The following is an 11,632-nucleotide window of genomic DNA, read 5'->3' as shown; positions in this document are numbered from 1 at the left end:
ATGCGCGATAGCGGCGATATATACGAATGAAGGGATACTGGAGATAGAGGGTGTTTGCACGCTCGCATAAAAGCGAAAGAGCAGCGATTTTATTTTAATATTTTAAGGGGGCACTATGCATCCGGCCATTGAACAAACTAAGCAGTGGTTAGCCGAAATTGTTATCGGTTTAAACTTCTGCCCGTTTGCCAAAAAAGAATTTGTTAACGACACCATTCATTACCATGTGTCATCCGCCGGGCGAATAGAACCGGCTTTAGAAGCGCTGATGGCTCAATGTCAATATTTGTCAGAGCACGATGAACTGGAAACCAGTTTAGTGATTTTCAGCACGGGTTTTCGCCAATTTGAGCGTTACCTGGACTTACTCGACTATGCCAATGAACTATTGGTCGACTCGGGCTATGAGGGGATTTTTCAGCTGGCCAGTTTTCATCCCGATTATTGTTTTGAAGGGGAAGATATCGACGATGCCGCCAACTATACCAATCGCTCTCCCTATCCGACCATCCACTTGATCCGGGAAGCGAGCATGGAGCGGGTGTTGGCTGTTTATCAGCAGCCAGAGGCTATTCCGGAAAATAATATTGCGCTGGCCCATGAAAAAGGGGCAACATATTTTAAAAATGTGCTGAAGCGCATCAAAAAACAGTAAACAAGCCTCCTGGCTTGTTGATATTTAAGTGTTTTACACAAGAGTGCTTTACGCTTGAAGCAGTGGCGGGCTTGTGTTTGATTGGCCCGGATGAGCAATTTTTAATTAATTCCGGTATAATGGCGACCTGTTTACCCTGAGTTATTCATTTTTCAGTGTATTTTTCAGTGAGTTTTCCCGCGTTGCGGGCAACTTTTTTATAGGATAAGAAGTTTCGTGGATAAAGATTCAATTGTACAAATTGGCGGTAATATCGAAAGTGCGCTAAAGGGTCATTATCAGCTTGATGTTAAAAACGTGCTGGAAGAAGCCTGGCGTCTGACCCGGCATTCCCGCGGCCCCATCAATGGCGGTTTAAGCCTGGTGTTCCTGTTGGGGATGCTGGTATCTCTGGTACTTACCCAGTCTTTAGGCGGCGTAGACAAGGTCTTTAATGATCCCCAGGCAGGTTTGATCCTCAATATAGTGATCACCTTAGTGCTCTGGCCTTTTATTGCCGGCATTGAAATGATGGGGGTATTGCATGCCGTGGGGTTAAAAACCCAGACCAAACTGACTTTTGCTTTTTTACGGCGCGGCAGCTGGGTTGCACTTTGTGCTTTGCTGACTTCTTTGCTGATCAGCATAGGTTTACAGCTGTTTATTTTACCGGGGATCTTTTTGGCGGTGGCTTTGTCCCTGACCATACCTTTAGTGGTGGAAAAGCGCATGTCGCCGTTAAATGCTATAGTGTTGTGTGTAAAGGCGACACGTTTTCAATGGTTTAAACTTTTCAGTATCTACCTGGCATTAATGTCTGTGCTGATGTTGATTGCTTTACCTTTGATATTGCTGGCACAATCAAGTATGTCGATTATTGCCATCGTATTTTTCTTGTTTGGTTTGTCTTATCTCGCACCTATGTTCTATAACACCAAAGGGATCTTGTATCGTGAAATTTTCGGGATGAAATTAAAAACAGCTGCGGCTGACGTCAATTCAACCGACAATATATTTTCAGCCTGAGGGTCAGAATGAAAGGATTATTAATTGTTAAAGTATTATTTTTAGCCATGTTTGCAGCCGTATTACTCGCCCCTTTTACTTTTTTAAAACCGGTGACTTCGGTTCCTGTGATCACAGAGGAGCAGATCCCCCCGGAAGTTGTGGTGCCGCAGGTGGAGCAAGCCAGGCATAATGTTCACTTGCCTGATTTTGCCGCGATCAGCGATGTTAAAGAAAAGAAACGTCAGTTCTTCGATTTTCTTCGTCCCGCTATCATCAAGGAAAATAACCGATTAAACGACATCCGCAATCAGTTGTTGGCCCTTAAAGTGAAACTTGCCATGGGCGCCGAGCTGGGTAGCCAGGGTAGTGAGTTACTGGTAGATGTCGGCAATAAATACCGTATCGACCGCAAGTTATCCCTTAAAGCACAAGTGGATGAATTATTGCTAAGGGTGGATTTAATGCCGGTATCCCTGGTATTGGTCCAGGCCGCCAATGAGTCCGCCTGGGGCACATCCCGGTTTGCCCGTATCGGTTTGAATTTTTTTGGCCTCTGGTGCTACCGTCCTTCCTGCGGCATGGTGCCCAACGGCCGGATATCCGGTGCAACCCATGAAGTCGCCGCTTTTACCTCGATAGATCAGGCGGTGCAGCGCTATATTCATAATATCAATACCAATGCTGCCTATGATGTTTTCCGTTCGATCAGGGCGCAGTTGAGGCTGGAAAAGCAGCCTTTACGGCCTGAAATCCTGGCAACCGGTTTAGTGCCTTACTCCGAACGTGGCTCAGATTATGTGCTTGAGCTGACCAATATGATCCGCCATAACCAGAGTTACCTGGAACCGGCAGAAGCCGATTAAACGAGGGAATCTATCCCGATATCATAAAAAGCCGTTAATACCTGATATTGACGGCTTTTTTTATGGGGGCTTTGCCGGTGCTTGTAAAGTCAACAGCAATGGCCACTTCTCTGATGCTCTGATCACAGAGCATTATTGCTGAATAAGGGCGGCTCAAGACAAACAAACCCTTCGGCTTGCCCTAAAGATGCTTCTTCCAAGTGGCAAAGGACCGATATTAGCGACAACCAAGGCCGTTCTTTTGGGCTTATCTTTTGGAGGCGCGTTAGCTCTGGCTAGGCCGGTATCCGTATCTGAATCGGCTTTTTCAAGGGAAAAGGGCAGCTGTGTATCTGTTAGCAGGTGTGCAAGTTATTTAAGCAAATAGCGGGAATTTACAGAAAGTTAGCTTATTCATTATTGGCGGAATCATTCCTCTTTTATAACCGCATAAATTTAAGTACGGCCGCCTGGCAGCCGTACTTGATAAGTGAGTTTCTAGGAGAAGAAGGCAAACTTGGCAATGAACAGCAGTGCCAGGAAGGTGACGCTCAGGTTCAGTTCGTTAAAGCGGCCGCTAAAAATACGTACCGCGGCATAACTGATAAAACCAAAGGCAATGCCCTGGGCGATAGAGAAAGTCAGCGGCATAGTCACCAGGGTAACGGTAACCGGCACTGCTTCTGATAAGTCGCTCCAGTCGACATTGATTAATCCCGCGAGCATCAGTACAGCCACGAAAAATAAAGGACCTGCGGTGGCATAAGCCGGTACCATGGCCGCCAGCGGTGAGAAAAATAATGCACACAGGAATAAGACGCCAACAATAACGGCGGTAAGGCCTGTTCTGCCACCGGCGCTGACACCGGCGGTACTTTCTACATAACTGGTGGTGGTTGAAGTGCCTAACATACTGCCGGCAACGGTTGCACCTGAGTCAGCCAGCAGGGCCTTACCCAGGCGGGGCAGGGTACCGTTTTTGTCTAACAGGTTGCCTCTTTGCGCCACGGCAATTAAGGTGCCTGAGGTATCAAATAAATCAACGAATAAAAAGGCAAAGATCACGCTGAGCATACCCACTTCCAGGGCGCCGGCGATATCGAGCTGTAAAAAGGTCGGGGCAAGCGACGGCGGCATTGACACCATGCCGGTATAATTGATGTTGCCTGCGATAAGGCCGATGAGGGTGATCACTAAGATGGAAATCATGACCGCGCCGTTAACGCCGCGATTGGCCAGGCCGACGATTAAGAATAACCCTAAAGCGGCAAGAATGGGTTCAAGTGTGGTGACTGAACCTAAGGTGACGAAGGTTGCCGGGCTGTCGACAACAATACCGGCATTTTTCAGGGCGATAAACGCCAGAAATAACCCGATCCCGGCAGCAATACCAAAACGCAGTGAATGGGGAATGCTGTTCACTATCCACTCCCTGATGTTGACCAGACTTAAGATCACGAAGACAACACCGGAGATAAAGACGCCGCCAAGGGCGACCTGCCAGCTATAACCCATTTCCAGCACAACCGTGTAGGTGAAAAAGGCATTAAGGCCCATGCCGGGAGCCAGGGCGATGGGGTAGTTGGCTATAAAGCCCATGATAAAGCAGCCTATCGCTGCCGCCAAACATGTTGCGACAAAAACAGCCCCTTGATCCATACCGGCATCTGCCAGCATTGCCGGGTTGATAAAAATGATATAGGCCATGGTGAGGAAAGTGGTAAAACCGGCAATAACCTCCTGTTTGACCGAGGTCTTATGGTCTTGTAGCTGGAACAACCTTTCTAACATATTCTGAGCTCCGTATTCATATAGTTATTATCTTTGTGATCCAGGACAAGATTCGCTGGAAAGTCCTGAGCTACTGTAGGGGGATTTTGTTGTTGTGGCAATAGGTGTTAACCGATTAAGGTTATTTTTTGACACTTGTGACAGGAAATGCTGTTTTGTTAGCCAATTTAAGAAGTCAGTGTTTTTGTTTTAAGTGATTGAAAATGTATGAGTTATTTGTTTTTAAAACTTTGTTTTGCAGGATTTTTCAGCGCTGGTTTTTTCTGCAATCAGCAGTGCCAGGATTTGTCTCTCGGCACTGCTGTAATGTAATAAATGTAAAATAAATTTCTATAAATTGTTAATGTCGAAGTACTGGACTTCCGTACCTGTGCCGGAAGAAGAGATCTCTTCTGAGCTGTATTCGTATTCTTTTCGCTCGCCGCTGCGATCTATGGCGAGATCTTTAAAAGCATAAAGCGCTTCATCCGCCAACTGGCTCGGGCTGACATTTTGAATGGACTTAAAAATGCTGTATACCCGTTGAGAATGCTGCCTGTCCCACTCGTTAAGCATGGCTTTAACATTCTGGCGTTGAAGGTTTTCCTGGGAGCCGCATAAATTACATGGGATGATGGGAAATTCCCGCTTCTCGGCGTAGCTGATCAGATCCTTTTCCCGGCAGTAGGCTAGCGGACGGATCACTATATTTCTTTTATCGTCAGAGAGTAATTTCGGCGGCATCGCCTTTAAGCGGGCGCCGTGAAACATGTTTAAAAACATGGTTTCAACGATATCATCCATGTGGTGGCCCAAAGCGACTTTGGTGGCACCGATTTTTTCCGCAAAAGAATACAGAGTGCCGCGGCGTAATCTTGAGCACAGGCCGCAGGTGGTTTTGCCTTCGGGGATCTTCTCTTTGACTACACTGTAGGTGTCTTTATCTATGATGTAGTAAGGCACGCCTAAGGCTTCAAAATACTCGGGCAGAATATGCTCGGGAAAACCCGGTTGTTTCTGATCCAGGTTAACCGCGATAACATCAAATTTTATCGGCGCCACTTGTTTGAGTTTCAGTAAGATATCCAGCATAGCAAAAGAGTCTTTACCGCCGCTGATACAGGCCATGATGACGTCGCCGTCTTCTACCATGTTGTAATCGACGATGGCATTACCAACATTTCGCCTGAGTTTTTTCTCCAGTTTGTTGAATTCTACGGACTCTTTTTTTACATCTTGCTGATTCATCGCTCAATTTCATCGTACCCCGTTGAAGGGGTAGTTGACCTTTTTTGTACTGACTTCGGATATTAGGCGGGGATTATAAAGTGATTTTGTCTTTTCTTAAATGATTAGCATCAATTAATTGCGTAGACAGCTAGCCGGGAGGGGCCGGCAAAGGTCGGCGGGCTGCAGCTATTGCCATATCAGCCAACAAGCTAAGGGCTTATTGGCCGATATTTTTAAGCAGGTTTATGAGGCCAGGGGAGAAATATAACCTTCGGGTTTTAATGCCAGTACGTCGCAATTAAGGCGGTCGATGACATGCTCGGCGGTATTGCCGATCAGGGCCGCAGACAAGCCGGTACGGCCGACCGTGCCTAAAATTACCAACTCGGCATCCAGGCGTTGCGATACCCGGTCGATAACGTCTTCCGGCAAGCCTTCCTCTACCCGGGTATTTTCCACCGGGATCTCAAACTTGGCGGCATGCTCGGTCATGGCTTCTTTATGATGCTGTAACATGCTGTCGTTATATTGGCTGGAATTAAACTCCGGAATTTCTATGGTGATATTGACCGGGGTACCGGGAAAAGAATTTACCAGGTGGACATTGGCCTGAATGATTTTCGACAAATTTACCGCTTCTTCGGTAATTTTATGGTTCAGCGACTGGTGTTCGCTCTCATCGCTGCCGACATTGATCGCCGCCAGGATATTACCGTTTTTTGGCCATTGATGATCTTTGACCAGCAATACCGGGCTGGGACATTTGCGCAACAGGTGCCAGTCGGTAGGGGTGAAAATAACCGATTTTAATTTGTCGTGCTGGTGGGTACCCTTGATCACGATATCGTATTTGTCATTGAGCACATGCTCGACAATGGCTTCAAAAGGACGGTTATGCCAGATAACTTTAGTCTTGATGGTCAGATCATGGGTTTCTATGCCGCTGATAACATCATCGAGCCAGATTTCCCGGTCGCTGATCACAGACTTTCGCATGACCTCACGTTCTTCACTGGAGAGCATAGTGGTCATTTCATAGGAAAAATCAAAAATACTGACAAATGCCGTGATCACGGCTTTGGTATGCACGGCTAATTCGATGGCGCGTTTGAGGGCTTTTTGTTCGTGGGTAGTTGGATCTATGACCACCAGGATATTCTGATACTTTTCCATCATCGGCTCCATATGCTTAAAAAGGTATATGCCATTATAATGCGATAAAAACCTTGATTATTAATTGTTTTAAATCAAGTTATTATCGAACGCTATAATGACAATATCACCTACAAGCATAGACTAAAACCCCTCGGCGGAAAAATATTCCTGGTGGCGGAGGGAGATAAGCCGGGCTGTTTCTTAGCTATTCGTTAGCTTATGCTTTAGTTATTCCTTAAGTAAGGCCGTTTCGTTTAACTGGTCGATATCCAGGATGCGGATCAGCTTACCGTCAACATGGATCAGGCCGTTTTTATGGAAACGGTTAAGCAAGCGGCTGATGGTTTCAACCGTTAAGCCGATATAGTTGCCGATATCGCTACGGGTCATGGTCAGACGAAACTCCGATGAAGAAAGGCCGCGGGCATGGTAGCGCTGGCTTAAGGTTGCCAGGAAAGTCGCCACCCGCTGCTCGGCATTTTTGCGGTTTAGCAGGGTCAGCATATCCTGATCTGTCTTAATTTCATTGCTCATCAGGCGCAGAATCTGTTTTTTCAGTTTCGGCATGGAATTAGACAGGGAGTCCAGGGTGTTATATGGGATCTCACACACCATAGCGGTTTCCAGTGCCTGGGCGAAACTTGGGTGTTCGGCATTGGCAATGGCATCAAATCCCAGCAGGTCGCCCGCCAGGTGGAAGCCGGTGATCTGCTCTTCACCCTGTTCATTGACGGTAAAGGTCTTGAAGGTTCCAGAGCGCACCGCGTACAAAGATTGCAGCGTTTCGCCGTCGTGGAATAAGTTATCACCTTTGTGGATTGGACGCTTACGGTCGATAATATTGTCCAGGGTATCTAGCTCTTGGTCATTTAAGCTAAAAGGTAGGCATAATTCACTGATACTACAGTTTTGACAGTGAATATGTTGACTTTGACCACATTGTTTATTGTACATAATAGATGATATTCCTTGCTACCGAATACTCAGGCTATGACCTAAGTATAACCTATGGGCGCATGGTATTAGAACACCAGTCTTGATGCAACCAAAAGACTATAAATACCATAAATTATTATACAAAACGCCATGATTTTACGGAAATTATCATTAATCAGTAATTGTTTGATTGTGATCATGCCAAAGGACATAGTCACTAATGCCGGCAGGGTGCCTAAGCCGAAAAAAAACATAATTGCAGCACCGTTGAGCGCACTGCCGCTGGCCATGGACCAGGTCAGGGTGGAATAGATCAGACCGCAGGGGAGCCAGCCCCATAATCCGCCAAGTGCCAGGGCTTTGCTTGGGGTATCGACCGGGATCACCTTTTTACTCAGCGGCGAGATGCGCCGCCATAAGCCTTTGCCCAGCGCCTCAATGCGGTTAAGCCACATCAGCCATTGCCCCATATACAATCCCAGCAGAATTAAAAATATCCCCGCCACCAGGCGTAAGCCCGCTAACGGCATACCGGCATTGCGCGCGGCCAATGAGCCGGTAAAGCCGATAATGGCGCCAATCAGGCTATAGGAAGCAATACGGCCGAGGTTATAACAAAGTACCAAGATGGTTTTGCTGGGGGTTGGCGGGAGTGGAGCTGATTGCTGTGCTGCTTGCGCCGGCTGTACCGTTATTACCTGGGGCTGGCCTTGCTTTTGCCTTGCCTGATTGGCGGGCAGGGCCGAAGTAAGCATAGTGGTGATGCCGCCACACATCATCACACAGTGTCCCGCCCCTAAAATGCCGATAAAAAAAGCCGAGATCAAATCCAGAGTCATTCAGGCGCTCTGTTGTTATCGCTGGCTTTGTCTGTTTTTTGCTGAGACTTGTCTTGCTGTGATGGCGATTTTTCGGTTTGTGCCTGTTCATCTTTGTTTTTTTCTGCAGAGCGGGCCTCATCATCGAATAAAATGCTTAGCCCCTGTTTTTCCAGATCATCGAACTGCTCGGTTTTAACCGCCCAGAAAAACAGGTATATGCCCAGCGCAGTCAGCAATACCGCGATCGGGATCAATACATAAATGACACTCATTACTTTAACAGCCTTAATGAATTGGTGATAACCAAGATAGAACTGGCGGACATGCCGATCACCGCCATATAAGGGGTGATCAAGCCGGCAACCGCCAGAGGTAATACTATGGCATTATAACCGAATGCCCAGGCATAGTTTTGGAAAATAATCTTGCGGGTTTTGATCGCCAGGGTTTTTAAAGTACTGACGCTGCCCAGGCGGTTGTTTAACAAGATGACATCGGCGCCGCTTTTGGCAACATCGGTGCCGCTGCCCATGGCGATAGAGACATGGGCTGCGCCAAAGACCGGGGTATCATTAACACCGTCGCCGATCATCGCCACGGTATGGTTTTGCTGCTCGGCTTTGATGATGGCCATTTTATCTTCCGCGCTTAAACCGCTGTTTACCTTATCGAGGGGCAGCTGGCGTGAAACCGAGTCACAGCCGCTGGCGCTGTCGCCGGAAAGCATCATGGTTTTATTGCCTGTGCCATTAAGTGTTGATATCAGCTGTCCGGCATCTTCGCGGATTTTATCTTCCAGGTAAAAGGCGGCGATAAGTTTATCATCGGCCATCAAGACACATTGTGCGTCCTGGTATTGCTCCAGCTCTTTGGCGAAGAGCAGCCAACTGACTTTGCCCACCCGGTAGCTTTTGCCATTGACCATACCTGAAATACCGGCCTCCGGATGTACTGTGGCATCGGTGATCTGGTAGGAAAAATCCCGGTATTGTGCAAAAGGTTTTGCCAGCGGGTGCTGTGAGTAGGCTTCAAGCGCGGCGGCAATTTTAAGGGCTTGCTCCCTGTCTTGCTCCTTGTCCTGCTCATCGCCGGTGTTGGGTAGTGCCACCCGGGTAATTTCAAATTCACCCGTAGTTAAAGTTCCGGTTTTATCAAAGGCGTAGCAGTCTATTTTGGGGATGGTTTCCATCACATGGCCGGATTTGACCATGATGCCGTCGCGGTTTAACCTGGTGGTGCCGCAGGTCAATGCCGTTGGTGTGGCAAGCGATAAGGCGCAGGGACAGGTGGCTACCAATACCGATAAGGTGATCCAAAACGCTTCCTCGGGCATATGTTGGTGCCAGTAATAGGCGGTGCCTATGGCAGTTAATAAAATAATGGCGACAAAATACTGGGCGATTTGATCCGACAGCCGTGCCAGTTTCGGTTTATGGGCCTGGGTGCTTTCACTTAAACGAATCAGTTGGCTTAAAAAGGAATGGTTGACGTCCTGTTTCACTTCCATGGTTAAATTGCCGTCGCCATTGATGGTGCCGGCAAAGATATTGTCGCCGACCCCTTTATCCAGCGGCAGCTGCTCGCCGGATAACATGGCTTCATTGAGCTGGCTTTGCCCGCTGATAATAACACCGTCCGCCGGGACCACTTCCCCGGGTTTGATCATCACTTTATCTAAAGCCTGCAGGCTTTTTGCGCTTACCAGGACTTCTTTGCTGTTGCCATTTTCAAGCTCAAGCCTGGTGGCGGTCATGGGCATGAGTTTGAGCAAGTTGGCGGAAACTTCCGCGGCCCGGGCACGGGCGCGGAATTCGAGAAATTTGCCTACCAGCAATAAGAAGGTAAACATGGAGACCGACTCAAAATACACTTCGCCTTGCTGGCTGATGGTGGCCCAGCCGCTGGCAATAAAGGAGAGGATAATGGCAATCGAGACCGGCACATCCATCGACAGGCGTTTGAGTTTTAAGGTATTAACAGCGCCGAGATAAAAAGGGAAAGCGCCGTAGGTCACCACAGGTATGGTCAACAGGAAACTGGCCCAGCGCAGATATACCAGGTTATGGGCGGACATATCGGAAAAGGCGCCAAAATAAAGGCCGATGGCGATCATCATCACTTGCATCATCAAGATGCCGGAGATACCTAAACGTTTGATAAAGGCCTTGGATTGCGACTTGTTTTTTTCTTCCACCAGGGAGGCTTTAAAGGGCAGGGCGTGATAGCCTATGCTGTCCAGGGTGGATAAAATTTCACTGAGTTTAATTTTGTCATCCGCCCATTGTACCCGGGCCCTTTGGGTGGTGGCGTTGACATTTACCGACATCAGTCCCGACAGTTTGTCCAGTTGCATTTCAATCAGCCAGGCACAGGCGGCGCAGCTGATGCCATCGACGGTTAAAATCGCCTCTTTGCTGTTTTCGTCCTGGTAAATAAAATCGTGCTGCAGGTTTTCGTCATCGAGTAGCTGATGGCGCTGCAGTTGCTCCGGTACCAGAGCCGCGCCTTTATTGGCGGGCTCGGTGCGAAAACGGTAATATTCGGTGAGGTTATTATCGACTATGGTCTGGGCAACTGCCTGACAGCCGATACAACACATCACTTGCTGGATTTGCTCAATACAAACACTCAGCTCTACGCCTTTAGGGACAGGCTCGCCACAATGATAACAACTGCTGGACATTAGTTTGCTTCGGCAGTGTCGGGTACTATCTCTATGGTTTCAACCCGGGGTAAGTGCAGGGTGTCCTGTATCTTCCAGTGATTTTCAAACGGGGTGATGGTGATTTTCCATTTGCCGCTCACTCTTTGCTCCAGGGCTTGGCGAAAATCGCCGTTACCGTCGGCGGTCAGCACCAGGGAAAAATCTTTCTCTGCCAGGGTGGCGTGATGAAAATTGACATTAAGCAGCGGAAACTCTTTTTCTATGCCGGTCGGGCTTAATACCAGGCTGTCATCGGTCAGGGTCAGATTAAAACGTATTCCCAGTTTTTGCGCCTGCTTGATCTTGCCCAGTTCAAGGTTAATGGCTTTGCCTTTTTTATAATAGTCGCCGATCACCAAAGCATCCGGTTCATGGTTGGCAATAATATAGGTGGCAACACCGGCAACGATAGCGATGGCGGGCAGGGTAAATATCAGCCAGGCCCAGGGTTCTTTATACCAGGAAGTTTTCATTATTTCGAAAGGTTTATCTGCTTAATTAAGAGGGGGATATTGTACTGTTTTTCTTCGCG

Annotated in this window: 11 protein-coding genes; 3 read left to right on the top strand and 8 right to left on the bottom strand. The window is 47.9% G+C overall.

Annotated elements, in window-relative coordinates:
• Positions 1 to 115 precede the first annotated feature (115 nt).
• The 3 genes from SG35_RS18265 (at position 116) to SG35_RS18255 (ending at position 2,505) form a co-directional block, all read left to right on the top strand.
• The gene (locus tag SG35_RS18265; protein WP_044836016.1) at positions 116 to 655 is read left to right on the top strand and encodes a DUF1415 domain-containing protein; all 540 of its coding nucleotides are present in this window, start codon (positions 116 to 118) and stop codon (positions 653 to 655) included.
• 216 nt (positions 656 to 871) lie between these two features.
• Complete coding sequence (locus SG35_RS18260) at positions 872 to 1,660, top strand: hypothetical protein (protein WP_044836017.1); 789 nt, start codon at positions 872 to 874, stop codon at positions 1,658 to 1,660.
• Positions 1,661 to 1,668: 8 nt separating this feature from the next.
• A complete protein-coding gene (locus SG35_RS18255; protein ID WP_044836018.1) occupies positions 1,669 to 2,505 on the top strand; it encodes a glucosaminidase domain-containing protein in 837 nt (278 codons plus the stop codon).
• Between the two features lie 477 nt (positions 2,506 to 2,982).
• On the opposite strand, the gene SG35_RS18250 is transcribed toward SG35_RS18255, so the two are convergent.
• The 8 genes from SG35_RS18250 to SG35_RS18215 all read right to left on the bottom strand — a co-directional run bounded on the left by SG35_RS18250 (position 2,983) and on the right by SG35_RS18215 (position 11,573).
• Entirely contained in the window at positions 2,983 to 4,275 is a 1,293-nt protein-coding gene (locus SG35_RS18250; RefSeq protein WP_044836019.1) for an NCS2 family permease, read from the bottom strand.
• 330 nt (positions 4,276 to 4,605) lie between these two features.
• On the bottom strand, positions 4,606 to 5,502 hold the full coding sequence (ttcA, locus tag SG35_RS18245) for a tRNA 2-thiocytidine(32) synthetase TtcA (RefSeq protein WP_044836020.1): 897 nt from the start codon (positions 5,500 to 5,502) through the stop codon (positions 4,606 to 4,608).
• Positions 5,503 to 5,727: 225 nt separating this feature from the next.
• Positions 5,728 to 6,657, bottom strand: a complete 930-nt coding sequence (gene uspE / locus SG35_RS18240; RefSeq protein WP_044836021.1) for a universal stress protein UspE — start codon at positions 6,655 to 6,657, stop codon at positions 5,728 to 5,730.
• Positions 6,658 to 6,867: 210 nt separating this feature from the next.
• On the bottom strand, positions 6,868 to 7,593 hold the full coding sequence (fnr, locus tag SG35_RS18235; protein ID WP_044836022.1) for a fumarate/nitrate reduction transcriptional regulator Fnr: 726 nt from the start codon (positions 7,591 to 7,593) through the stop codon (positions 6,868 to 6,870).
• A 68-nt stretch (positions 7,594 to 7,661) separates the two neighbouring features.
• On the bottom strand, positions 7,662 to 8,414 hold the full coding sequence (locus SG35_RS18230) for a sulfite exporter TauE/SafE family protein (protein WP_044836023.1): 753 nt from the start codon (positions 8,412 to 8,414) through the stop codon (positions 7,662 to 7,664).
• Positions 8,411 to 8,668, bottom strand: coding sequence for a cbb3-type cytochrome oxidase assembly protein CcoS (gene ccoS, locus SG35_RS18225; RefSeq protein WP_044836024.1), 258 nt, complete (start codon positions 8,666 to 8,668; stop codon positions 8,411 to 8,413). The genes SG35_RS18230 and ccoS overlap by 4 nt, the downstream gene beginning before the upstream one ends.
• Positions 8,668 to 11,079 (bottom strand): heavy metal translocating P-type ATPase, encoded by a 2,412-nt coding sequence (locus tag SG35_RS18220; protein ID WP_044836025.1) that lies wholly within the window; start codon positions 11,077 to 11,079, stop codon positions 8,668 to 8,670. Before SG35_RS18220 ends, ccoS begins: the two co-directional genes overlap by 1 nt.
• The gene (locus SG35_RS18215; protein WP_044836026.1) at positions 11,079 to 11,573 is read right to left on the bottom strand and encodes a FixH family protein; all 495 of its coding nucleotides are present in this window, start codon (positions 11,571 to 11,573) and stop codon (positions 11,079 to 11,081) included. Before SG35_RS18215 ends, SG35_RS18220 begins: the two co-directional genes overlap by 1 nt.
• Between the last annotated feature and the right edge of the window lie 59 nt (positions 11,574 to 11,632).

Source organism: Thalassomonas actiniarum (genome assembly GCF_000948975.2).
GTDB lineage: Bacteria > Pseudomonadota > Gammaproteobacteria > Enterobacterales > Alteromonadaceae > Thalassomonas > Thalassomonas actiniarum.
The sequence above is the reverse complement of the archived record's forward strand: the minus strand, read 5'-3'. Positions and strand labels throughout refer to the sequence as shown.

Coding starts and splice junctions, on each gene's coding strand:
- SG35_RS18265 (WP_044836016.1), top strand. CDS start 116: ATGCATCCGGCCATTGAACAAACTAAGCAGTGGTTAGCCGAAATTGTT.
- SG35_RS18255 (WP_044836018.1), top strand. CDS start 1,669: ATGAAAGGATTATTAATTGTTAAAGTATTATTTTTAGCCATGTTTGCA.
- SG35_RS18250 (WP_044836019.1), bottom strand. CDS start 4,275: ATGTTAGAAAGGTTGTTCCAGCTACAAGACCATAAGACCTCGGTCAAA.
- ttcA (WP_044836020.1), bottom strand. CDS start 5,502: ATGAATCAGCAAGATGTAAAAAAAGAGTCCGTAGAATTCAACAAACTG.
- uspE (WP_044836021.1), bottom strand. CDS start 6,657: ATGGAAAAGTATCAGAATATCCTGGTGGTCATAGATCCAACTACCCAC.
- fnr (WP_044836022.1), bottom strand. CDS start 7,593: ATGTACAATAAACAATGTGGTCAAAGTCAACATATTCACTGTCAAAAC.
- SG35_RS18230 (WP_044836023.1), bottom strand. CDS start 8,414: ATGACTCTGGATTTGATCTCGGCTTTTTTTATCGGCATTTTAGGGGCG.
- ccoS (WP_044836024.1), bottom strand. CDS start 8,668: ATGAGTGTCATTTATGTATTGATCCCGATCGCGGTATTGCTGACTGCG.
- SG35_RS18220 (WP_044836025.1), bottom strand. CDS start 11,079: ATGTCCAGCAGTTGTTATCATTGTGGCGAGCCTGTCCCTAAAGGCGTA.
- SG35_RS18215 (WP_044836026.1), bottom strand. CDS start 11,573: ATGAAAACTTCCTGGTATAAAGAACCCTGGGCCTGGCTGATATTTACC.